The following is a 23,828-nucleotide window of genomic DNA, read 5'->3' as shown; positions in this document are numbered from 1 at the left end:
ATAAGAGGTTTTTAGCTTTCCATATTTTGGAAAAAAATCCTTTGAATAGAAATTAATTCTGATGAAATAGTTGTAAATGCCTGATAGATACTGATTTTTTATCTTGGCATTCAATTGGCATTGGGGTACATAACAAATACTACTGCTATGATAAAATTTTTGAAAAGAAGAGATCTTGAGCTATTACTTAAAATGTTTATTCCAGGGGGATATGTTGTCACTATTAATGATCCAAATAAGAAAATAGTTCAAGATGAAGTCAATTCATTCGTTGCTTCACATAATCAGTCAGACCAAATATATAAAGTGCTTGTTAGTTTTTCTAACAAGAATTGTTTTTCAATCGATACGTATGATTTCATTTTAGATTTTTCTAACATGGAAGTTTCAGATTTTAAATCCAAGGATTATTATTTTATAAATAATCCAGATAAAACAATGCGTTGGATTTTTCCATCAGATTTAAAGACAGCAACTTTTTTAAATTTTTATAATACTTCTAGCTTTAAAGCCAAAATGTTATCGGTTTTATTAAAGGCAGCTTATGCTTTAAATCTCAAAAAAATAGCTTGTTCAGGGAGCTTTAAAGTTTATTATAAGGAATCATTAAAAATAGAATCGAATATCGAACATATACCTCATGATGGTTATAGTTTGTTTACAGGAACAGTAGGACCCAACAGGAAATTTGTTGTTGAGGTTAATTCCAATGGTATTACTACTCATTTTGCGAAGTGGGCAATTTCTAGTATATCTCAAGTGTTAATTTCAAATGAGTTGTTAAGTATTGATAAAATTAAAAAACTCAATTTGAATTATATGGAAACTCCTAATTGCTTTTTTTCGAAAGACCTTTCAATGTCGGTTTTTGAGAATATCAAACCAAATGATATTGTTTCAACAAACGGATTAACGGATATTCATTTAAAAGCATTAGCTGAGCTATATGAAAAAACTACTTCCTATAACTTGTCAGGTATTACAACATTTCGTGAACATTTAATCACAACTATTTATTCGTTAAAATCGGATGCACGAATTGCAGATTCAGAAAATATTATTGAATTGCTTCGTAAGAGCTTAAATATTTTAGATTTTGATTCTGCCATTCCATTTTCCATGGCCCATTTTGATTTTACGCCATGGAATATGTATGCAACTTCGGATAAATTGTACGTATATGATTGGGAATTATCAGATAAAATGGCCCCTATTTTATTTGATGTGTTTCATTATATTTTTCAGAAAAATATTTTAATTGATCGCACTGATTTAATTAAAATCAAAAAAGAAATCAGTCAGGCAATGGAAAATCCAATTTTAAAAGATGTTATCAATAGATATAATGTTAATGTTGAATTATGCTATAAGGCTTATTTGCTTTATACGATCAGTTATTATTTGACTATTTATAGTCAGCAAAAATCCCTACACAAACAAGTTGAATGGTTGGTAAACATATGGTATAAAGCTCTTGAAGAGATTGTTATTAAGAAAAGTTATGGCTCACAGAGAAAAATTTTTATTGATCACTTATTTACTTTTTTAAATAAGTATGATTATTCATTGATGAAATTTTCTGAAGCATCTATATCTGAGTTACATGATTCATCTGATCTTGATCTATTAATTCGTAAAGAAGATTTAACTCAAATACTTACATACTTAAAAGGAACAGGAGCATTAAAAAAGTTGCTCGTTGTTAAAAAAACGTTTATGGCGACCATTAGTCTTTTCTTTGAAGATGGAAGTTTTTTAAGTATTGATTTACTTTATGGTTTTAAAAGAAAATCTTTGGCTATTTTATGTCCAGCGACTGTATTAGATAATTCAATAAAAACAAATCATGAAATAAAGGTTCCTAAAAGATATCATGATTTTGAATACATGTTTTTGTTTTATCAACTTAATGGTGCAAATCTGCCATCTAAATACATTACGTATTTTGAGTCGCTATCTTTGTATGATAAGACCACTGTGCTGCTACATCTTCAAGGAACATATGATTTATCTGATTACACTGCTGAAAATATCTTTCAATATTCGGATATAATTCGCACTAAAATACACGACGTTATTGATTTGAAAAATGAAAATAAAGGATGGAAATATTTCAATTCTCTGATTGATTATTGGAAAGATACATTTATTGAATCCGTAATGAATAAGGGAGTGATAATTACAGTTAGTGGTGTTGATGGTGCAGGAAAGTCAACGATCATTGAAGATTTGAAAAGTTCTTTTGTTCAAAAATTTCGTAAGAAGGTAGTTGTCTTAAGACACAGACCATCTATTTTTCCAATATTGAGTGCATGGAAGCATGGTAAAAAGAAGGCTGAAGCGATGGCTGCAGAGCGTTTGCCCAGACAAGGAACCAATGATAGCAAGTTATCATCTTTGTTTCGTTTTGGATATTATTATACAGATTATTTATTCGGTCAAGTGTATGTATATGTCAAGTATGTGCTAAGAGGGTATATAGTAATTTACGATCGATATTATTTTGATTTTATAGGAGATTCAAAACGTTCTAATTTAAAATTAAATGCGAAAGTTGTAACATGGTTATATAAATTTATTTACAAGCCCAAACTAAACATATTGTTGTATGCTTCTCCAGAAGTGATATTAAAAAGGAAGCTTGAATTGACAGAAGAGGATATTAAAACATTAACATATGATTATCGTTTTCTATTTAATAAGCTTTCTATTTCGAACAATTCATCTAAATACATATCTATTGATAATGTAAATAGAGCTGAAACGTTGGATAAGATCATTAAAGAATATATTGAAATTTCTTAAATACAAGTTTATGAAACGTATCATTGAAAAACTCATTCAATTTAGAAATCCTGTTTTTAAATTTGATTCTAACGTAAGCTCATATGTTTTGTTAATACTTTTTTGTGATAAAGCAATTTCGGTGTTAAGAGGTTTGAAAATACTGTTGTATTTTAAACGCCCTAAATTATTGATGCTTGGTAGATCTGTTCGATTTATGTATGCTCAAAATATTGTCATCGGAAAATTTGTTAAACTGGATGATGGGGTTTATTTAAGCGGATTGGGAAAAGGTAAGTTGACTTTAGCAAATAATGTGAGTATTGGTGCCTATAGTAGAATTATTGTATCAACTAGTTTAAATAATATTGGGGAATATATTCATATCGGAAATAATGTTGGTATTGGAGAGTTTGCTTATTTAGGCGGTGGTGGCGGCTTAGAGATTGGTGATGATTGTATCATAGGACAATACTTAAGTTGCCATCCGGAAAATCATAATTATGATTCTGTTGATACGTTAATCCGTCACCAGGGAGTAAGCAGGCAAGGAATTGTTATAGGGAAAAATTGTTGGATCGGTTCTAAGGTGACTATTTTAGATGGTGTCCATATAGGAAATAATTGTGTGATTGCTGCAGGTGCTGTTGTAACCAAGTCTGTTCCGGACAATTCAGTTGTTGGCGGAGTTCCTGCACGGGTGTTAAAAAGTAGAATATCTGATAAGTAAAATTTAAATAGTTATGAAAACCATTCTGGCAACAGCTTATGCAATCAATCCATACAAAGGTTCAGAAGATGGAACAGGGTGGAATCTTGTTGGCCAGATTGCACGGTTCAATAAAGTTGTTGTTGTCACGAGAGAAAATAATCAAGAGTCAATAGAAAAATATTTGAGTGAATATCCTGATTCAATTCATAAGAATATAAAATTTTTGTATTTCGACTTACCATATTGGATGCGTTTCTGGAAGAAAGGGGAAAGAGGTGCCATGCTTTATTTTTATCTGTGGCAGTTTTTTATGCCATACTTTATAAAAAAATCTAACGTTCATTTTGACATTCTTCATAATCTGAATTTTCATAACGACTGGACACCAACCTTTTTATGGAAACTCAATAAACCATTGGTATGGGGACCAATAGGCCATCATCCCAAAGCACCGTCAGAGTATGTTTATAAGCCTTATGGAAGGATTGAATATTTAAAGAGCAGAATTTTATGGGTTGTGAAAAATCTATTTTGGAAATGTGATCCCTTTCTGGGTATTGCATTAAAAAAGGCTGACAAAATCATTTGTATGAATAGTGGTGTTGAGAAAGTTCATAAAATACCAGCAGGAAAAGTGGTACGAATGTGTGCAGTAAGTTCAGATTCGAATGCCACATGTGTACTTAATGATTCAAGTATGTTTTCTATTTTATCTGTCGGCAGGCTTGTTCCTTTAAAAGGGTTCGATATAACTTTGAAGGCTTTTCATGTATTCTTTAATACATTATCCGGTGAACAAAAAAAGTGTGTTCAGCTTCATTTGGTTGGAAAAGGACCTTTGTTGAATTTCTTAAAAAATGAAATTAAGGTTTTAGGTTTAGAAAATGCTGTGTTGATTACGGAGTGGGTAGAGAAAGAAAAAATGAAAGATATTTATACCAATGCATCTGTATTTCTTTTCCCCTCACATGAAGGCGCAGGTATGGTTGTGCCAGAAGCACTCTCTTATGGTTTACCTGTAATTTGTTTCGATAATGAGGGGCCCGGTGAATTCATCGATTCAAGCTGTGGCTTAAAAGTGCCCTACTCAAATTATTCAAATTCAGTTGAAGCGTTTTCAAAACAATTAGGTTTGCTTTTTCAGGATAGTAACTTATATAGAGATTTATCTATTGGCGCTTTAAAAACGTTTAATTCTACTTTCGATTGGAACATCAAAGGAGATATTTTAAGGGATGTGTATAATTCATTAAAGAATTAAACCATGAAAAAAATAATTTGTATCCATCTGTTGAATGACTATAGCGGTAGTCCATTGGTATTATCCCAATCTATAAAAGGATTGATTGATAATGGGCATGATGTAGATGTATATACCAATAAAAATTCCGAAGGTTTTTTAACGAATATCCCAGGGGCAAATTATTTTTATTTTAATTACAGTTGGGGCAAATCCAAAGTACAAACACTGCTTTATTTTGTATTTAGTCAGCTTTTTTTATTTATTCGTTTATTAAAATATCGAAACAAAGATGTTGTAATTTATGTAAATACAATCTTGCCATTTGGTGCTGCTTTGGCTGGAAAGTTCATGAATAAAAAAGTTGTTTATCATATTCACGAAACTTCTATTAAACCGGCATTATTTAAATCCTTTTTATTTAAAGTTGTTCAATTCACCGCTTCAAACTTAATTTATGTTTCAGCCTATTTAAGAAACAATGAATCTATTGAAGGTATTAAAAGTCATACGGTTTATAATGCTTTGTCAGAAGATTTTGTTTCGAAAGCAGTCATAGCAATAGATCAGAAAGTTGTTACCAAAAATGTATTAATGCTTTGCTCACTTAAGAAATACAAAGGCGTTGATGTATACATACAATTGGCACGATTGCTTCCATCGTACTCATTTACATTAGTGCTTAATTCTAAGATAACTGAGATCAATGAATACTTAAAAGATTCGGTTTTAAGTCCCAACTTGATTATTCATTCAGCGCAAAAAGATGTTCATTCATTTTTTAAAGAAGCTGATTTAGTTTTAAATCTTTCTTTAACCGATGAATGGATAGAGACTTTTGGAATGACTGTGTTAGAAGCTATGAGTTATGGAATACCTGTAATTGTTCCACCTGTTGGGGGTATTGCTGAATTGGTGACAGATGAATTTAATGGGTTAAAAATAGATTCTAAGAATGTTGAATTGATTTCGAATCAAATTGATCGAATGTTTACGAATAAAAGTTTTTATAATTATTTGTCTTTTAATGCCAGAAAAAGGGCAAGTGATTTTACTAATGAAAATTTTATAAAGAGAATTATTGGAGTGATACAATCAAATTGATTTCCATTTTTTGGAAATGAAGTCTCTTTGAAGGATAAATTACTGCTTTTGGTACGATGTATCATTTTGCATATCAGGTGTTTATGATTATGGGTATATTTTTGTAAAAGCTTACTTATAAAAATAACACTATGAAAAAAGTAGCTATAATTGGAACTGCAGGAGTACCTGCTCGCTATGGAGGTTTTGAAACGTTAGCACATCAATTAGTAACAAATCTGAATGATGAATTCAAACTTCATGTGTATTGCAGCAACTCGTATTATAAAAAAGAAGAACGTGTTAAGTATTGGAATAAAGCGAGGCTTTTTTATGTTCCATTAAATGCAAATGGCCTGCAAAGTATTTTTTATGATATCGTAACGATTATTCATGCACTTTTCTATGCAGATGCTTTAATTGTTTTGGGTGTTTCGGGTGGTATCATGATTCCATTTATAAAGTTTTTTACAAACAAAAAAATCATTGTAAATATTGATGGCTTAGAATGGAAGCGTGATAAATGGAATTACTTTATTCGTAAGTATTTAAAATTGTCGGAGTATCTGGCGGTTAAATTTTCCGATGCAGATATAACAGATAATGCTGCTATAAAAAAATACACAGCCCTTAATTATAAAACGCTTAGTTATTTAATTGAATATGGAGCAGATCATACTCAAGCTGTAGAAATTGAAGGAGAAGATTTTATTAAATATCCATTTTTGGGTAATTCGTATGCATTTAAAGTTTGTCGCATAGAACCTGAGAATAATGTTCATGTAGTATTATCAGCTTTTTCTCAAATGCCGAAGCATAAATTGGTAATGGTTGGAAATTGGAATGTAAGCGAATATGGAAAGCAATTAAAAGAGAAATATCAAAATTCTGCAAATATCCTTCTTCTTGATCCTATTTATCATCAGCGGACAATAGACTTATTGAGATCAAACTGTTCAATATATGTTCATGGACATAGTGCTGGAGGCACGAATCCAAGCCTTGTGGAGGCCATGTTTCTTGGTAATGCGGTAATTGCATTTAACGTTTCTTATAACATTGCCACAACAGAAAATAAGGCTATTTATTTTAAAGACGAAGCTGAGTTAATTTCTGTTGTAACGAAACTTACACAAGATCAAATTAAAGCAAATGCAATACGTATGAAAGAAATTGCCGATCGGCGATATACATGGAAAGAAATTGCATCTAAATACGCCAATCTCGTTTATGGATTTGATTATAGATATGTTAAAAAATCTATTCACTCAAGTGTTAAAGTAGTTAATGAAAAGTACCTACTTAAAAGTGGAGCAGCACATTTAAATAATACTAAAATGTTTTTTGAATAAATAGTATGACTATGGAAAATATTCTATTTCAGTACGCAGATTTGTTGTTAGCATACATATTGTCATTTGCTTCAGCATTTATAGCTATACCGATTGTTATCAAACAATCTAAAAAGAATAATCTTCTTGATAAACCAGATTTCAGGAAACAGCATAAAGAGCCAATACCAACGATGGGAGGAGTAGGAATCTTTGCAGGTCTAATTGTATCAGGATTTATATGGATTGATTTACTTTCTGTTCGTGAGTCTATAGGTATTTCTGTTGCAATTTCAATGTTGCTTGTAACGGGTATCGTAGATGACATAAAAGGTCTTTCAGCAGTATTCCGTTTGGGAATTCAATGTATAGGAGGTGTATTGGCTATTCAGGCCGGACTGGTAATTCACTTACCATCTATTTTTCAATTCAGTGTAGAAACGATGATGATCATTGAATACGGGGTTACCATATTTTTAATTGCAGGTGTAACAAATGCATTTAATTTAATTGATGGTATTGATGGCTTGGCTGGTGGATTGGGATTTATAAATGCAAGCATGTTTGGTTTCTTATTCCTATATTTTGGAAATACTGGCTTTGCAGTTTTGTCATTCTCTTTTGCTGCAGCCTTACTGGCTTTTTTAAAATACAATTTCAATCCAGCCAGAATCTTTATGGGTGATACCGGTTCATTGGTATTAGGTTACCTCATGATTGTATTTGCTATCAAAGTATTTAATCTTTCTTATGCGCATACCCATTCAAATACCTTTATACTTCTCGTATTCTCAATTGTTTTAGTGCCTGTTATTGATACTGCCAGAGTGTTTCTATTTCGTATTCTGAAAGGTAAATCGCCTTTCTCTGCTGATCGTTCTCACATTCATCATTTGCTTTTAAAAACCGGGTTTAACCATAAGAAAGCTTCTTTGATTTTATGTTTTGCAAATATCGTATTGATTGTTGAAGCTTATTTATTGAGAAATGTAGATATACCACTGGCAATTTTACTACTAATTGTATCAGCAATATTTTTAATCGAAATTATTTCTATTAAACGATTATTTAAAATAAGAACCACTGTTCATATACTATACAATGAGTATAAGAAAGGGAGTGCAGACAATCAGCTTTTGTTAAAATATTTAAATGAGAAGAAAAAATATGAATGATTCAGATATTACGATTTATGTTGTCGAGGACAATGAGATCTATAGCTTGATATTGTCAAATGAATTAATGACGAAAACAGATTTTTGTATTAATGTTTTTTCTTCTGGAGAAGACATGATCAAAAATATTGAAGAAGGTAAAAAACCGCACATTATTATATCCGATTACAATCTAAGTTTACAGGGAGAATTGAAAACTGCTGTAGAATTAATTGAAAAATTAAATACAATTGATTTAATGATCCCGGTAATTATACTTACTTCAAAAGACGATATTAAAACTGCTATTGAAATATTAAAAAAGGGTGCCTTTGATTTTGTAATTAAAAATGACAATGCATTTTATCAGATTCTGTCTTCAATCAAAAAAGTTGCAGACTTGCTAAAACTTAAGGAAGAAATACGGATTCAGAAATTAAAGAGAAGCAAAGATATTAAAAGGATGGCATTATTATTTGCTCTTACAACAATAGGCTTTATAACGTTATTGTTATTAAAATAAATAAGGTTAAAGGAATCCATAAGAATTCCTTTAACCTATTCCTAACTTCTTTTTTTGAATAATTTTTTCTAAAATGCTGAATCGGTTTTTGTATCTAACTACCATAGTTAGAATAAGGATTTGATAAAAAAGAATGGAGTAATTAACCTCTCCCCATATTCCAAATTCAGTGAAAGAATTAATAAGTATGGGCATCAGTAATGTAAAGATCAATTCTTTTTGTGCTTTGTCTTCAACTTTTATGATTGTACGTACCATAAAAACCATTTGAATCAATACAATAAAAAAGCCAATGAGCCCCAAATTCATCAGTACCTGAATAAATGTATTGTGCGTCATCGCAGCAGGGTAGGTGTGGGCACCCTGAAAATATGTGGTGTAATTGATGCGCATAAATCCAAACCCTAGCAATGGTTCACGTGGTAATCCTTCTGAAAGTAGAGCCTGCCAAAACGGTAATCTTCCAGTCATGGATAGCACTTCTTCCGCGCCTGAAGTACCGGATGTTTTAGCACCTTCCTTTAAAAAAATTACATTTACAACAATTGGCATGATTAGAATGCCAACAGCAACTACTGTTGCTTTCAATGTATAACTTTTTGAAATGATCACATAATACATGGCAACTAAAAAGAAACCAATCATGGAAGACCTGGATCCTGTTATGAATAAGGCATACAATGCAATCAATATCATGATTGTATTCCAGATCAGATTGGCTTTTTGTTTTAATTCAGCAAAACAACAGGCAATAGCTACACCGCACAACATGCCAAGCTCATTCGGATTCATCATCTGTCCCCCCAATCTGCTTACTTCGCCACCATGTGTTTTTCGGATAAAAATATCCGGAGCTACAATGTTTCCGATTAAAAAGATGCTAAGATTCAATACAATCGCCGGCCCCATAATGGCGCTAATCCTAATGAAATCTTCAGGATAGTAATGATTTAACATTACAATGATATAAATAAAGAAAAAAGAAAAAACCAGCATTTCAATGTCTCGCGTAATTTGTAGTGCGGATACGGCAACATCTGAAGTCCATACAAGCGAAATAAGACCTAAAGAAAGATAAAGGCAATAAAATAGAATTGTTAATACATGCTGATATCTAAAGGATGGTATAAACCCTTTTTTTACGAGTCTATAAAAAATGAATATCGTGATGGTTGTCATTATCAACCCAATTCCTGTTTTAAGCACTTTGGCTATGGCTGCACTGTCGCTGATGGTAGAGAAACCAACCAATCTCATAAACAATATAAATATCAACCAGGGAAATATTTTCCTGGAAGCATTTAAGGTCAATAAAGGAGACTGATTTTTAAGCGTCATTTTATTTATTCTTACTGAATTTTTTACGAATGAATAATATAGCTTTTATGCTGGCCATTTTAATTGTTCTTCTTATTCCTCGATCCTTTTTCATTTTCGAAAAGCCTTCTACATCATTTAATATTAAACGGATGGAATCAAGGGCATATTCTTCTTTTAGTAGATCTGGCTCAATAAGTTGTTTGGTCTTTGTAAAGTTCGCTCTGAATAAATACAAGTTTATATCACTAACACGCATGATGGGAAGTGCATCAATAGATGTATCAAAGGAAGGAGTGTCAAGAATAATGACTTTGAAATTGTTCTTTAATAGGTTTATTTTTTCACTTAATAACGTATTTGTGAATATTGCTTCAGGGATAAGATTACTATCTCCTTCAGGCATTACATACAAATCAGATTTGTTTTGATTGTATATGCATTCATTCATTGAGGAGTCTTCAATAATGTATTCAGAAAATCCTTTCTTATTCGATAAATTATAGAATTCTCCGATAGACTTGTTTCTTAGGTTACTTCCAATTAAAAGGACAGGAACTTTCATATCGGAAAATGCATGAGCCAATCCTTGTGCAATGAATGTTTTTCCTTCTTTATCTATACTGGAAGTTAAAGATATAAGCAGCGAGTTATTATTTGTAATTAATAGTCTAGTAGCCAAAGCAAGAAAATCTTGTTTGGCAGAGTTCTTGTAATTTTCATGTCGTATGTCTGCAATAACCGGGCAAGTTGAATTTTTCTCTAACTCATCTTTGTATTTAATTCGTGAGCTGATTGCCTCATAAATATAAACGATGGCCAAACCGATTATTAATCCCAAAAAACCAAATACCAATAATGTAAATGTCTTTTTCGGTGAAACGGGTTTAGACGGTAACGTAGCTCGTTGAATGATTCTATGGAAAGAAAATGTTGCACCTTCAGCAATACTCGCTTCCGTATTTTTTTCTGTTAAGAAATTATAGATCTCTTGATTCAATTTAAAGTTCCGCTCTAAAATGATCAATTGTTTTTCTTTGGTTGGAATGCTTTCAAAAGGAATTTCTGCTAACAAAATATCTGCCTGTATTTTGTCTCGTTGAATGCGCATTCCATTTTTGGTGTTGTGAATATTTGTTTTGATATATGAGGTTACATCATCAATATTTGCATCAATGACTTTTATTTTGTCATTTTCAGGGGTATATTTTAATAATAATTCTTTTCGTTCTGCTTGAAGTTCTTTTAAACGTTTCATTAATTCCGTATACAATAAACCTCCATATCCTTCATAATTTGCTGCTTTCGATAAAAAATCTTCACTATCTTGATTGATGTATTGATCGATTGTATCCAGTGTAGCCAGATTCATTTCAACGTTTGTTAGCTGAATTTTTAGTTGGGCAACTTTTTTCAGATCTGTTTCAACTTCAAGTTTTGTATTGGTTATGTTATTTTTTAAACGATAATTTTCCAATTCATTTTCAGAGGTAATAAGTTTATCGGCAATCTCAACCAATTGTTGATCTATAAAGTCTACTGTTTTTTTAGCAGCGCCGGTTTTGATTTTTATTCCTTCTTCAATATAGGTTTCCATCAATGTATTGGTCATTAACATTGCCTTTTCTGGTACTGGGTGCTTACAAATAATGCGTATTACTGGGATGTCTTTGTCTAATTCATTTACATCAACATAGGTGCTTAATAGCTCCATCTGTTGTTCCATTGAATTGATCGTAAAAAAGTATTTATCAAAAATTGAAATGGCTGGCTTATTTTTTAAAATATCGGAGTTGAGTTTTATATATAGATCAATTCCTGGAAGTTGAATAGGCTTATTGAAAGATTGAAGTGAATGATACGGTTTTTCATTTAAAATATAAGAAAGGTTGAATTTTGTAGTATCAATCACCTGAATGTTAAAATGAATACCATAAAAGTCTGTATTGGAAATGGTATATCTAACTGCAAATGGACTGTCATAAAATAGTTCGGAGGTTCTGATATTGCCTTCTCTATAATAAGAAACGTCAAATGGAATGTTTGATAATGCAGCACGAAGCATCTCCGGAGATTTAACCACCTCCACTTCGGCCATTATTTTACTTGGATTATTGAATACATCAAAGGTTTTAAAAAGATTGGTATTTGATATATCAATGTTTGGATCTTCTAATTTTATTCTGCCTGTGCACTCATACATAGGCGTACTGTATCGAACAATTCTGCTGGCGATAAAGATCATTACTGCCATTATTCCAATAATAATAGGGAAGCCTTTAAATGCAGGCTGAAAAATCCGAATGATTTGTTGCAGATTATTCATATACTAAAATTATTCTTCATAAACTTTAATAAGTTTTTGAGCAATGGTGTTCCAGTCAAAGTTTAGCTTAATCATGTTAACGGCGTTTTGACCAATCAGTCTGATTTTATTTTCTTTTTTCCATAATTCAATTTGAAACATGGAGGTACAGATTTCATCTGGAGTATTTTTTTTTAAAAAGATACCTGCATTGCTTTTTTCAATTGTTTCTCCCATGTTCGTGAAAGAACTTACAACACATGGAATTCCCGTTGCTGCAGCTTCTAGTACTGCTGTGGGAAGTCCTTCGTTGCGTGAGGGATGATAAAATGCATCCATAGCAGCGATTTCATTAAATTTGTCATCTCCATAACGAACACCAAGAAAAAGTACAACATCAATTAAATTATTTTTTCTGACATATTTAGTTAATTCATTCAAATATTCTCCATTTCCTATCAATTTTAGTTGTCCTGTTCCATTTTGATCTTTGTATTTTTTAAAACCTTCAATTAACAAGTCCAATCCTTTTTGATCACGAGTAATGCGTCCGCAATAGCCAAAAACAGGAATACTACTTTCTGTTCTAGAAAGCATTTTAGGAATGTCTTCCATGCGTTGGCCGTTAGGAATAAGCAGTTTTTTTGATAATGCATGTACTTTGTCAATGTCATTCTTTTCTCTTTCACCTAAACAATGAATAGCTTTGCAGGTTGAAAGCATATTTTTTTCAAATAAATTGAAGTAAATGCATTTCAATAAACCATTTTTTCTAAGCGCATTTGCAGCATAATTTCCATGAGGGGTTAGTATGAAATCCAATCCATGTTTATTCAGTAGTTTTGTAAAATGATAAAATTCAGGAATAAAACCACCGTGTATGTGAAACACGGTGTCTTTAGGACATTCTTCGATAGCCTTTTTGATTTCTGCATCTAGAATCAATTTATTTCTCTTTGCCTGAAATAAATTTAGATCATAGGTTCTTTCAGTTGTTTTATCCTTCGGATCCGGGGTAATACCCCAAACACTAACTCGATAACCAAGAACGGTTTGTTCTTTAGCTAAATTGTCAACTACCTTGTTGACTCCATTCATCCTATCCGGATTTGCTTTACCTAACACTAAGTGAATGATGTGCATGATTGTATTTTTTAAGTGCGTATATATAATAAAGTTGTGTCAATAACTGTGTAATAATAATTCCTGATAGAACGCCGTATATACCAAACTCAACAATAAAAAATCTTGCTGTTAATAAACTGAATAGTGTGCTGATTGCATATCCAATTAATATGTGGTGATTTTGTTCAATGGTTTTGATTGCGAATCTGAGTGGTAATGAAATAAAAACGAGTATATAGAATAAAGCATAAATTTGCACAATAGGTGTGTACTGAATAAAGTCATTGCTATATAATATTTTTATTAAATCCTGCGTGAATAAAGCTAAAAGTATACAGATAAAAGAAGTTATTATGACCCCTTGTAACGCCATTCTTTTTAAGTAATGGATCAATGCTTCCATTCCTAAATTGTGAAATATTTTGGAAGCAGATATTGGGATATAAGATTCCATTGCAATGAATAAAACATTCAATATACCAACTATATTTTGAGCAATGCGAATGATTCCGATTTCAGCTGTACCTAAAATTCCTGCTGCTAATATGATAAAATAATTTCCTGAGAATAATTGCAGCACTGATGTTGCCATTAGCCATTTTCCCTGAATCCAGTGGGCTTTAACGCTGTATTTGATCAATGGAAAACCAATTTTCATGCCAGATGAAAAATACCCAATTGTCGCTGGAATTACATAGCTGAATGCTATTATTTTAAATACATCTTTTATCTCTACGATGATGTTTGTATACAAAAGAAATAAAAGTAGTAAAGTAGATAATACGTCTAAAAGTAAGGTGATGAAAGATTTTCCCATAAGCATAAAATATCTTCTGAAAAAATCATGCATTATAAAAGCAAATATGGAAGCAGGTAATATGAATGTTAAGTCTTTAAAATATGTAGACTGTATAAATAACTTATTAAGCTGCAATGCAAGCAGAACAAATATTGAACAAGCTAAGCTAAATATAATTTGCATAGAAAGTAAGGTATGCAAGTACAGCTTAATTTTATCCTGAATTGTTTTGTAAGCATATATCGTTGTCATAGGGCTTAAAATGAAAGCCTGCTGTAAGCCAGAGATAAATAAAACAATCATCCAGCATAATATAAATGTACCATATGATTCCAATCCTAATAATCTTGTATATAGAATGGATGTTAAAAAATTACCTCCACTAACAACAGCTTGATCTGCTAAGGCAAATCCCTTAGTACTGTGCATGCGAAGTAATGGAATATATTTTTTCATCTTAATTTATCTTGTTAAAAATGATATTAGTACTAATGTTGCGGTCAGCGCACTTGCAAATGGAATAATGATTGGTGCTTTTTTATCAATCATTTTTCCTTTTCGCATTGGTACAAATATTACATCACCAGATTCTAATACTAAATTATTTTGTTTGTATTCTTCCATACTGGTTAAATTCAGCACAAACTTTTTTGCAGTTGGTCCTTCGCCTCGTATTACATGTATTTGTTTTTTATTTGCATAGAAATCCAGTCCTCCGGCTTTGCCTAAAAGTTCTATTACCGTATTAAAATCTTTATCTATGGTATACGTACCAGGCTTAAATACTTCACCCAAAACAGTAATTTCCATATTGACAACTTTCAATACGATTACAGGGTCTACAATTAACTTTGCATACCTGGCGCGTAAAGAATCTTCAGCATTTTTTATTGTTAATCCATCTAACTTTACTTTGCCTATTTGAGGCAGATCTACTTCACCATTCTGATCAATAATGATCCATTTTCCATATACTTCATTTGAATTATATACTCCAAATAAGGAACCCACACTTAAATCATCATGATTCCATATGCTGATGGTAATTTTATCATCCTGTTTTAAGATATGTTCAACTCTTGAAGAAGGTATTGAATCACTTATAAAATTTGAATGCTTATCACTTTGAAAAAGATTTTGCGTTGCACAAGAAGTTACCATAGGTACAACAACGACTATATACAGATAGATGAAGTACGTTTTCATAACTCAAAAAATTAATTTAAAAGCTGTAAAAGCAACCAGTACAAATAAAGATGCAATTGCAAATCTTTTCAATTTGCTTCTTTTTGTTTCGGTTATTACCATTGATTTTAGCATTAGTATTTTTGTAATGGCTAACGATACATTTAAGTGTGCATCATCATCTTTAATTACATAATCAAATGCTCCGTATTTTAGACTATTGATGCCAACCTGTATATCGTCTTGAGCGGATAGAAAAATTACTTGAATGTCTGGATTGATTGATTTTACTTGTTTTAAGACTTCAATTCCATCCATAGTTCCAAGCATGTAATCAAGCACTATGATATCAGGGTTTTTATATAATTGGTTTAAACATTCCTCTCCCGAGTGAAAAATATCTACGGTATTTCTTTTTTGCTCTAATTGATATCCTATCATTTGAGCATATGTCGTGTTGTCTTCTACAACAAAAACACGTGGGTTTATATATTTTCTCATAGCAAAATCATTTGGTTGATGAATGCTTTTGCTATTACAGTGCCAGAAGGTAGAATGTTTTTAAATATTTGATTATTAGATAGTTGAATATTTTAAGTTTTCAATTAAATCTTATTTAAGGAATTTGTTTCCATAAATTGGAAATGTATACACAATACATAGGAATGAATCTATTTTTATTTAATCGATAGGCATTTGAAAAAAAATAGCCCATATATGCTTGTCTTTGATATATGTGATAATAAAGTGGGCGATGTTTTAATGGTTAAATATCGATTTCATGATCTTTGATCATTTTATAGATAGTTGATTTTCCTATATCAAGTTTTGCGGCAACTTTTAATACATTGTTGTCATACTTATTTAAAAAATGTTTAATAATACGTTTTGTGTATTCGTTTAACGTGGTTTCTTCAATCATGAAATCACTGAATGAATTCAATGAACTAAAATTAATATTTTCTTCTTCTACCGATTCAGATGTAGCCATTACAGCAGCCAAATCCGTGATTGCTTTTAATTCTCTGATATTTCCTGGATAAGGATATTTTAAAAGTTTTTCTTTTGCTTCAGTTGTAAATGAAAGTTTTATCATTTTGTTTTCTTTGCAAAAGCTTTCTAAAAAATAATTAGCTAAAAGGATAATATCATTTCCACGTTCTCTAAGAGGAGGTAAGGGAATAGGCAAGCCTAAAAGTCGATAATACAAATCTTCTCTGAAATTTCCTTTTTTGACTTCATCTGCCAAATTTTTGTGTGTAGCAACAACAATGCGTACATCAATTTTTACAGTATTATTTCCTCCTAAACGTGTTACTTCTTTTTCTTGAATAACTCGCAGTAATTTTGATTGCATGCTTAAGTCCATCTCGCCGATTTCATCCAGGAAAATTGTTCCCTGGTCTGCTTCTTCAAATTTTCCTATGCGTCTGTTTAATGCTCCTGTAAAAGCGCCTTTTTCATACCCAAACAATTCACTTTCCATTAGTTCTTTCGGTATAGCAGTCATATTTACAGGTACAAAGGCTTTGTTTTTTCTTTCGGAATTATAATGAATTGCTTTAGCAACCAGTTCTTTTCCTGTACCCGTTTCTCCGGAAATAGAAACATTAATATTAGTTTTGGAAGCTTTATCAATTAAATTGAATATTTTTTGAAGTGCTGGACTATTTCCTTTTATACTGTTTTCGAAGGTATATTTTTGATAAACTTCTTTTCTTAATACATCTACTTCTTTGCGTAATTGAAGATGTTCTTTTAAATTTCGTAAGGTATTCCAAAGATGGTCTTTGGTGTCGTCATTTTTAACAATGTAATCATATGCACCCTCTTTTAATAATGCTACTGCTGTAGATATATCTTCCTGTCCTGAAATGACAATGACCGGTATGCTAGAATCAATATTTTTTATTTTTTTTAATAATTGATTTCCTTTCATATCAGGCAAAGAATAATCAATTGTAATAACAGATGGTTTTAGATGTAATTTATCTAATAATGCTTCGGCTGTTTGGAATTTTTGAATTTGATAATCCGGATTCAGTGATAAATGAAATTCAATGATATTCGAATACATTATATCATCTTCTACAATAAAAATTGTTAAGGTTTCCATAGAACAGTTTGCAAAAACACAAAAGTATATTTAAAATTATAACTATAAAATATACATTCAAATGATATATTTTATAGTTAAATATATTGAAAAAAGATCAATTTGATTATTTTTTTATTAAAATATGTTTTTTAGTTTTTTTAAAGACTAAGATTCCGGTTTAATATATGCTTTTGGCTTACAGATTCGGCAACTGAATTTTAAATTCAGTTCCTTCCTTCAGAATAGAAGCGGTATAAATAGCTCCTTCGAGTTTGGTTAATGTTTCTTTCACAATATACAAACCTAAGCCATCTCCCTCATTGCTGCTTGTTGCACGGTAGAACATATCGTAAATATGGTCGATGTAGGCTGCATCGATGCCGATACCATTATCTCGGATAACGATGCTGCAGCCGGTTTCTACAGTTTGAATGATTAGCTCTACCTGTGGATTTGATTTTGTCAGGTCTGCATATTTGATTGAATTGGAAACAATATTGTTCATGATAATTTTGATGCGGCGGCTATCTGAGTAGAAGGGGAGTCCGGTATCAATTTTAATCGAGAAAGCAATGCGGGAATAATTTGCCAGCGAACTTAAGTTTTCTTTTACGTCTGTAACAATTTTTTCAAATGAAATTAATTCACGTTTTACTTCAAGTCTGTTGTTGCGCGAATATTCAATAATATCTTTTACTGTTTCGTCCAGCCTGTGTACCGAACGTTCAATGCGGGAAATATATTCGGGTATATCCTGATAGTTGTCTGTTTGTACATCATGTAAAACCAGATGTGTAAGTCCCAGGATTGATTTTAACGGTGCGCGCAATTCATGTGAAGCACTATATACAAAACGATCCAGGTCTTTGCTTGTCTGGATGAGCATCTGTTCATTTTCTTTTAACTCAGTAACATCCTGAACCGTACAAAGCACAGACGTTACAGCATTGTGTTCATCAAACTCCGGAACACAGATGGCATGGGCATAGCGAAAAGCTCCCTTTAATTTTGGATTTTCAAAATACAGCGAGCTCAGCTTATGTGTAGCAACTGTTTTTTGAACCATGTATTCAATACCTTTGCACAGGTCTTCGTCAAAGCCGGCTTCTTTCGGCGATTTACCCGAATAGAAATCCAGCGGTTTACCGGTTAGCTTTGTAATGGCTTTGTTAATGTATATGAAATGCAGGTCAGTGGTGATGCGCGTAATGATGTCTGTTGAATTATCCGTTAGCGTACGGAACTCTTCCCGGCTTTGGTATAAGGCATGACGCGCTTTAATTTTGTCCGTTACATTCCGCACAATAACCTGCTCGGCCGCTTTGCCATTATAGCTGAAGGCTACCGAAACAACTTCAATGTCCAGTATCTCTCCTTTTAGTGTTACTGCTTTCTGTTCAGAAATATTTCCGCTCAGATTTTCTGCATCACCAATACGGTTTTCTACTACATTTAAATAATCGGGATGAATAAAATTCATAACCGATAAACCAACCAGCTCATTTAAGTCGGTAGCTCCTAATAATTTTATTCCGGAAGGGTTGGCAAATAAAATTTCACCTTCCATGCTCTGGATATAAATGGCATCAGGTGAAATTTCAACAAGCTTTTGATACGCTTCCATGCTTTGATCGTATTCCAGCTGCAAGGCACGTACTTCGGTGAGGTTGATAGAAACACCCAGTATCCGTAATTCCCCGTCAACCGGGCTGATCAGAGGTACTTTTGATGTATATAAATAATATTTGATATCGCCGAGTGTTACAATCTGTTCGGGTAACACAACTGTTTTGCGTGTGGAAACTACTTTGTCATCACTCTGTTTAATGACAACATATTCATCGCTGTTATAAACAAAATCAATATCTGTTTTGCCCAAAAGTTCTTCCGGTTTTTTCCCGAACAGTTCTCCTTGTGCAATATTAGCCAGCAGATACTTACCGTTGTGATCTTTTAAAAAGATCGGGTGCGGTACTAAATCAATGATACGGGAGAGCCAGTGATTGGTATCGATGAGGCTCGCCGTACGCTGGCGGATTATTTCTTCAAGTTCTGCATGTTTCTGCTCCAGTTCTTTTTCTCTGCTATTTATTCTGAAATCATTCATTACCTGCTTTGCAAGCAGTACGAGTGATTTCTTTTGATTCTCAGTAAGAGTACGCGGATTTGTGTCCAGCACACATAATGCACCCAGCTTATATCCATTTTCGTCAATCAGCGGGGCGCCGCAATAATACCGCAGATAGGGTTCGCCAATAACATATGGATTATTACTGAAGCGTTCATGTACGCGGGCATCCTGAACTTCATGAACTGTATCGGATTGTATCGTTATTTCGCAAAAAGATAAGTCCCGTGTGATCTCCGCTAAAGGTGGCTTAAAAGAAGATAAAAAAACCAGATTGTCTTTATTCAGTAATGTGATAAAGGCATGCTCTGTATTACAGACCGAAGCTGCAATATAGGTCAGGTCTTTGAATTTTTCCTGGCCTTCATTGTTTTCAATCAGGTATTTTTGCAGGGCATTCAGCCGTGCTGCTTCATCGTATTCTGAAGGGTGAGGCATTGGGGTAGAATCGTTTGACATTCCGTTAGGAAGAGTAGTTAATAATGGGTCTATTAAATTATCGTTATTTAATGAACATGTGCAGTACATGTAAGATTAGAGAATAAGTTGGTTGAAAAACAAACGATTGAATCGGATTGAATCTTTAAGTGGCTGGCAGCAAGGTTTCTAACAGATGTGCCGTAAAGTCAGGAAATAAACACATTTGAATCCATTCTCTTTTTTGCCTAAAAGATTCTTGATATAAGATAATTTCAGGAAGAAAATATAGATCAACCGTTGAAAAAAAAATTTGCGTTCAGCAGCGTATGTCTCAGATTCAGGCGATAATACATTGCAGTCTTTAGTAAATAACGGGTATGGGATATCTGTAAAAGGACTGTTTTTGTTTTATTCAGGCATATCTGTTCGCTGGAGGATGGAACTTAATCTGCTGTATTTTCATTATACTGCTTACTTTCAGAGACATCATACATATGAAAAAAATTAAACTCGGCATTCTGGATCAATCGGTTGTTCAGAAAAATAAATCACCGAAAGATGCGGTTGATGAAACAGTTGATACCGTGAAACTTGCAGAGCAGTTGGGGTATTCCCGCTTTTGGGTTTCAGAACACCACAACTCTACCTTTATTGCGGGTTCAACGCCGGAAATTTTAATGGTGAAGCTGGCCGAAGTTACGGATCACATTCGCATTGGCTCAGGCGGCATTATGCTTCCTAACCACAGTGCCTTAAAAGTGGCGGAGAATTTTCGCATGTTAGAAACACTTTTCCCCGGGCGCATTGATCTGGGAATGGGCAGAGCACCGGGTACAGACAGACTCACATCCTCTTTATTAAATCCTTCAAATGATTTTGCTGAAGAAAGTTATTTACGCCAGCTGGATCATTTACAAAACTTTTTTTCAGATACGGCTTATACCAGAGATAACCGGAGAATACTTGCCGTACCGCAGTGCGAAACAGTTCCGGATCAATGGATCTTAAGCTCAAGCGGAGGAAGCAGCCTGATTGCTGCACGCTTTGGCCTTGGGCTTGTGGTTGCAAAATTTATTAATGGATTTGCCACACGGGAAGTGATTGATACGTATAAAAAGAATTTCAAACCATCGGAATATTTTCCGTTGCCCAAAGCCATGTTATCTATTTTTGTATTGTGTGCAGAAACAGATACAAAAGTTAAGGAGATGCGTAAGTTTATGGATTATATTTTTATTCAATTTGAAAAAGGCAATTTTCATGATTTCGGAGACTATGAAACCATACAGAAGTATGTGTTTACACAGGAAGAATTAGAGCGCATTAACTACAATAGCGGAAGAATTATTTCAGGTACTCCGGCATCGGTTAAACAGCAGCTGGAAAAGCTGGCAGCTGAATTTGATGTAGATGAAATTATTATTTCTACCATGGCCGGAAATGCTGCCGACCGGAAACGCTCGTTTGAACTGATTGCACAGGCATTTGAATTGACACCTGCAAATTAATTATTAAAAAATCTATACATTTACCATTGAATAGATGTATAGATAAAATGTCTGCTGAAGAGCAAATCAACCAGTTTAAAAAATTCTGCGCGGCGATCATTTCTTTTGATGAAGAAGAATGGCAGGCGATGGAAAAATGTTTACGCATTAAATTTCTTTCAAAGGACGATTATTTTTTACGGCAAGGAAAGACATGTTCCAGGATGGGATTTGTTTGTAAAGGGTACACGCGTTTATTTTTTTTAATCGATGGTGAAGAGCATACAAAAGACTTTTGTTTTGAAAACACGTTTACCGGATCTCTGGCAAGTTTTTTGGTCCGTAAGCCGGCAGCCTTTAATGTTGTTGCTATGGAAGATACATATATGCTAACCATAGAATACAATGCACTTATGGAACTGTATAAAAATTATATGTGCTGGAATACGTTTGGCCGCATCGTTGTAGAACAATTTGCCATTCGGAAAGAAAACAGAGAAGTTACTTTTTTATTGAATACACCTGAAAAGAGATACGAAGAAGTTTCTGATCAGTATCCGCATCTGCTTCAGCGCGCACCACTAAAGATGATCGCGTCATATTTGAATATGACGCCGGAAACGCTTAGCCGGATACGTTCTAAAAAAACAAAATAGCAAACATAATTTTTTATACCGGTTAGAAATTGATTTAGATCAAGCCGCGTTGTTTTTATTTCCGCATATTTTGCAGTGTATTAAACAAACAAGATATGTTACCTGCACTTCGATTCTTTTATTTACTTCTGTTTATAGTTATCGCATCACAAGGCATCTTTTATTTTTTAGCTGTTGGCAAAGCATTACAGCTGATTTCTCTTAACGGATTTATGGAACAGCGCAAAGTGATCGAACAACTAATTGAATGGCCGCTTAAGGTATTGTATTATACATCCGTTGCGCTGGCTGTAAGTTTGCTTATACTATACAGGAATAATGTTTGTTCGGTTCTTTTTTTAACAACTGCATGTTCGCTGGCATTTCTGTTAGCAGATGTGTTTTTTGCATTAACAAAATCGGTTCCGTTAAATACCTTGATCCGCAACTATACAGCTTTTTCCGATCAGGAATTATATGAAGGTATCCGTACGCAATGGTTATGTTACATTAAAACCAGAGGATTATTATCCATCAGCGGTTTGTTGATTTTACTGTCGGGATTTATGTTTGCGAAAAAAATGGTTTGATTTTTTTAAGTTCCTATAACCAATTGGTCCGATGACTTTTTTTTTCTGTCGTTCGGACAATGATTACATAAGGGCTTTACAGGTAAGATAAACGTTTGCATTACAAATAAGTAGCCGTATACTATTTGTCAGGTTCAGTACATAAAATTAAAGTGAACGGATGAATGTTAGTCATTGCTTTTGATTCCGATATTTTTCAGTAGATTTGAAATCTATCCAGCTATGATATGAATCCATCTTTTTTTCAGCTTGGGGTTTATTTTTCTATTGAAAAATTACAACAGGATCTTCTTTTTTGTGAACGGGAAGTTTGGCCGGCACATTTTAATGCGCAGCATTACACAGGCAACTGGAGCAGCATTGCACTGCGGTCGGGTTCTGGAATTACTACTGATATCAACTCCTTTCCGGATCAGACATACAAAAACACACCACTGCTTGATGCCTGTTTTTATTTTCAGGAAGTCATCGGTTGGTTTCGTTGTGATAAGCAGGCCATTCGGCTGCTACGACTAGATCCGCTGAGCGAGATCAAAGAGCACACAGATAACGATACTTCGTATGAAGATGGTTTTTTCAGAATTCATATTACGGTTTATACCAATTCAAACGTGCTGTTTTATCTGAATAATGAACGTGTACCAATGAGTGCGGGAGAATGCTGGTATGCAAATTTTCAGCTTCCGCATTTTGTAATCAATAACAGCGAACAGCCTCGGGTGCATTTGGTACTGGACTGTATCCGCAATGATTGGTCCGATGAGATCTTCAGCGCTGCAGGTTTTGATCTGACATGTTTATCACAAGAAAAAAAAATGTCAAGAGAAACAAAACAACAGATTATTGAGGAGCTTTTACGAAATCCAACAGAAATAAATATCAAACTTGCCGCTTCTTTACAGAAACAGTAAT

19 protein-coding genes are annotated in these 23,828 nt (G+C 33.1%); 11 read left to right on the top strand and 8 right to left on the bottom strand.

The window, feature by feature from the left end:
• The first annotated feature begins 147 nt into the window (after positions 1–147).
• From CHU_RS14070 to CHU_RS14040, 7 genes are all read left to right on the top strand, one after another.
• Positions 148–2,805, top strand: a complete 2,658-nt coding sequence (locus tag CHU_RS14070; RefSeq protein ID WP_041932414.1) for a hypothetical protein — start codon at positions 148–150, stop codon at positions 2,803–2,805.
• Between the two features lie 10 nt (positions 2,806–2,815).
• The gene (locus CHU_RS19760; RefSeq protein ID WP_041932413.1) at positions 2,816–3,514 is read left to right on the top strand and encodes an acyltransferase; all 699 of its coding nucleotides are present in this window, start codon (positions 2,816–2,818) and stop codon (positions 3,512–3,514) included.
• A gap of 13 nt (positions 3,515–3,527) precedes the next feature.
• A complete protein-coding gene (locus CHU_RS14060; protein WP_011586248.1) occupies positions 3,528–4,757 on the top strand; it encodes a glycosyltransferase in 1,230 nt (409 codons plus the stop codon).
• Between the two features lie 3 nt (positions 4,758–4,760).
• Positions 4,761–5,840 carry a glycosyltransferase family 4 protein gene (locus tag CHU_RS14055; protein ID WP_011586247.1) on the top strand — a complete coding sequence of 360 codons (1,080 nt, stop codon included), beginning with the start codon at positions 4,761–4,763 and terminating at the stop codon, positions 5,838–5,840.
• 131 nt (positions 5,841–5,971) lie between these two features.
• Positions 5,972–7,171, top strand: a complete 1,200-nt coding sequence (locus tag CHU_RS14050; RefSeq protein ID WP_011586246.1) for a DUF1972 domain-containing protein — start codon at positions 5,972–5,974, stop codon at positions 7,169–7,171.
• A gap of 11 nt (positions 7,172–7,182) precedes the next feature.
• Positions 7,183–8,325, top strand: coding sequence for a glycosyltransferase family 4 protein (locus tag CHU_RS14045; protein ID WP_011586245.1), 1,143 nt, complete (start codon positions 7,183–7,185; stop codon positions 8,323–8,325).
• The gene (locus CHU_RS14040; protein WP_177254145.1) at positions 8,318–8,827 is read left to right on the top strand and encodes a response regulator; all 510 of its coding nucleotides are present in this window, start codon (positions 8,318–8,320) and stop codon (positions 8,825–8,827) included. Before CHU_RS14045 ends, CHU_RS14040 begins: the two co-directional genes overlap by 8 nt.
• A gap of 30 nt (positions 8,828–8,857) precedes the next feature.
• On the opposite strand, the gene CHU_RS14035 is transcribed toward CHU_RS14040, so the two are convergent.
• From CHU_RS14035 to CHU_RS14000, 8 genes are all read right to left on the bottom strand, one after another.
• Positions 8,858–10,165, bottom strand: a complete 1,308-nt coding sequence (locus CHU_RS14035) for an O-antigen ligase family protein (protein ID WP_041932412.1) — start codon at positions 10,163–10,165, stop codon at positions 8,858–8,860.
• A gap of 1 nt (position 10,166) precedes the next feature.
• Positions 10,167–12,470 carry a GumC family protein gene (locus tag CHU_RS14030; RefSeq protein WP_011586242.1) on the bottom strand — a complete coding sequence of 768 codons (2,304 nt, stop codon included), beginning with the start codon at positions 12,468–12,470 and terminating at the stop codon, positions 10,167–10,169.
• A 9-nt stretch (positions 12,471–12,479) separates the two neighbouring features.
• Complete coding sequence (locus CHU_RS14025; RefSeq protein WP_011586241.1) at positions 12,480–13,592, bottom strand: glycosyltransferase family 4 protein; 1,113 nt, start codon at positions 13,590–13,592, stop codon at positions 12,480–12,482.
• The gene (locus CHU_RS14020) at positions 13,564–14,829 is read right to left on the bottom strand and encodes a lipopolysaccharide biosynthesis protein (protein ID WP_011586240.1); all 1,266 of its coding nucleotides are present in this window, start codon (positions 14,827–14,829) and stop codon (positions 13,564–13,566) included. The genes CHU_RS14025 and CHU_RS14020 overlap by 29 nt, the downstream gene beginning before the upstream one ends.
• 6 nt (positions 14,830–14,835) lie before the next feature.
• Positions 14,836–15,579, bottom strand: coding sequence for a polysaccharide biosynthesis/export family protein (locus CHU_RS14015; RefSeq protein ID WP_011586239.1), 744 nt, complete (start codon positions 15,577–15,579; stop codon positions 14,836–14,838).
• A gap of 3 nt (positions 15,580–15,582) precedes the next feature.
• The gene (locus CHU_RS14010; RefSeq protein ID WP_011586238.1) at positions 15,583–16,059 is read right to left on the bottom strand and encodes a response regulator; all 477 of its coding nucleotides are present in this window, start codon (positions 16,057–16,059) and stop codon (positions 15,583–15,585) included.
• A gap of 265 nt (positions 16,060–16,324) precedes the next feature.
• Positions 16,325–17,674, bottom strand: a complete 1,350-nt coding sequence (locus CHU_RS14005; RefSeq protein WP_011586237.1) for a sigma-54-dependent transcriptional regulator — start codon at positions 17,672–17,674, stop codon at positions 16,325–16,327.
• A 178-nt stretch (positions 17,675–17,852) separates the two neighbouring features.
• Positions 17,853–20,243, bottom strand: a complete 2,391-nt coding sequence (locus CHU_RS14000) for a PAS domain S-box protein (RefSeq protein ID WP_238379291.1) — start codon at positions 20,241–20,243, stop codon at positions 17,853–17,855.
• Positions 20,244–20,698: 455 nt separating this feature from the next.
• On the opposite strand from CHU_RS14000, the gene CHU_RS13990 reads away from it, so the two are divergent.
• From CHU_RS13990 to CHU_RS13975, 4 genes are all read left to right on the top strand, one after another.
• Positions 20,699–21,712 carry an LLM class flavin-dependent oxidoreductase gene (locus tag CHU_RS13990; protein ID WP_011586234.1) on the top strand — a complete coding sequence of 338 codons (1,014 nt, stop codon included), beginning with the start codon at positions 20,699–20,701 and terminating at the stop codon, positions 21,710–21,712.
• A gap of 47 nt (positions 21,713–21,759) precedes the next feature.
• Entirely contained in the window at positions 21,760–22,347 is a 588-nt protein-coding gene (locus CHU_RS13985; protein ID WP_049755573.1) for a Crp/Fnr family transcriptional regulator, read from the top strand.
• 95 nt (positions 22,348–22,442) lie between these two features.
• Positions 22,443–22,916: a hypothetical protein gene (locus tag CHU_RS13980; RefSeq protein WP_011586232.1), complete on the top strand. Its 474-nt coding sequence runs from the start codon at positions 22,443–22,445 to the stop codon at positions 22,914–22,916.
• A 227-nt stretch (positions 22,917–23,143) separates the two neighbouring features.
• Positions 23,144–23,827 carry an aspartyl/asparaginyl beta-hydroxylase domain-containing protein gene (locus CHU_RS13975; protein ID WP_011586231.1) on the top strand — a complete coding sequence of 228 codons (684 nt, stop codon included), beginning with the start codon at positions 23,144–23,146 and terminating at the stop codon, positions 23,825–23,827.
• Position 23,828: the final 1 nt, after the last annotated feature.

Origin of the sequence: Cytophaga hutchinsonii ATCC 33406, assembly GCF_000014145.1 — a bacterium.
Taxonomy (GTDB): Bacteria; Bacteroidota; Bacteroidia; order Cytophagales; family Cytophagaceae; genus Cytophaga; species Cytophaga hutchinsonii.
The sequence above is the reverse complement of the archived record's forward strand: the minus strand, read 5'-3'. Positions and strand labels throughout refer to the sequence as shown.

What these genes read in the sequence shown, in the direction of transcription:
- CHU_RS13990 (WP_011586234.1), top strand. Translation starts at nt 20,699, where the DNA reads ATGAAAAAAATTAAACTCGGCATTCTGGATCAATCGGTTGTTCAGAAA.
- CHU_RS14005 (WP_011586237.1), bottom strand. Translation starts at nt 17,674, where the DNA reads ATGGAAACCTTAACAATTTTTATTGTAGAAGATGATATAATGTATTCG.
- CHU_RS19760 (WP_041932413.1), top strand. Translation starts at nt 2,816, where the DNA reads ATGAAACGTATCATTGAAAAACTCATTCAATTTAGAAATCCTGTTTTT.
- CHU_RS13975 (WP_011586231.1), top strand. Translation starts at nt 23,144, where the DNA reads ATGAATCCATCTTTTTTTCAGCTTGGGGTTTATTTTTCTATTGAAAAA.
- CHU_RS14010 (WP_011586238.1), bottom strand. Translation starts at nt 16,059, where the DNA reads ATGAGAAAATATATAAACCCACGTGTTTTTGTTGTAGAAGACAACACG.
- CHU_RS14045 (WP_011586245.1), top strand. Translation starts at nt 7,183, where the DNA reads ATGGAAAATATTCTATTTCAGTACGCAGATTTGTTGTTAGCATACATA.
- CHU_RS14060 (WP_011586248.1), top strand. Translation starts at nt 3,528, where the DNA reads ATGAAAACCATTCTGGCAACAGCTTATGCAATCAATCCATACAAAGGT.
- CHU_RS14055 (WP_011586247.1), top strand. Translation starts at nt 4,761, where the DNA reads ATGAAAAAAATAATTTGTATCCATCTGTTGAATGACTATAGCGGTAGT.
- CHU_RS13980 (WP_011586232.1), top strand. Translation starts at nt 22,443, where the DNA reads ATGTTACCTGCACTTCGATTCTTTTATTTACTTCTGTTTATAGTTATC.
- CHU_RS14040 (WP_177254145.1), top strand. Translation starts at nt 8,318, where the DNA reads ATGAATGATTCAGATATTACGATTTATGTTGTCGAGGACAATGAGATC.
- CHU_RS14000 (WP_238379291.1), bottom strand. Translation starts at nt 20,243, where the DNA reads ATGTCAAACGATTCTACCCCAATGCCTCACCCTTCAGAATACGATGAA.
- CHU_RS14025 (WP_011586241.1), bottom strand. Translation starts at nt 13,592, where the DNA reads ATGCACATCATTCACTTAGTGTTAGGTAAAGCAAATCCGGATAGGATG.
- CHU_RS14020 (WP_011586240.1), bottom strand. Translation starts at nt 14,829, where the DNA reads ATGAAAAAATATATTCCATTACTTCGCATGCACAGTACTAAGGGATTT.
- CHU_RS14070 (WP_041932414.1), top strand. Translation starts at nt 148, where the DNA reads ATGATAAAATTTTTGAAAAGAAGAGATCTTGAGCTATTACTTAAAATG.
- CHU_RS14030 (WP_011586242.1), bottom strand. Translation starts at nt 12,470, where the DNA reads ATGAATAATCTGCAACAAATCATTCGGATTTTTCAGCCTGCATTTAAA.
- CHU_RS14015 (WP_011586239.1), bottom strand. Translation starts at nt 15,579, where the DNA reads ATGAAAACGTACTTCATCTATCTGTATATAGTCGTTGTTGTACCTATG.
- CHU_RS13985 (WP_049755573.1), top strand. Translation starts at nt 21,760, where the DNA reads ATGTCTGCTGAAGAGCAAATCAACCAGTTTAAAAAATTCTGCGCGGCG.
- CHU_RS14035 (WP_041932412.1), bottom strand. Translation starts at nt 10,165, where the DNA reads ATGACGCTTAAAAATCAGTCTCCTTTATTGACCTTAAATGCTTCCAGG.
- CHU_RS14050 (WP_011586246.1), top strand. Translation starts at nt 5,972, where the DNA reads ATGAAAAAAGTAGCTATAATTGGAACTGCAGGAGTACCTGCTCGCTAT.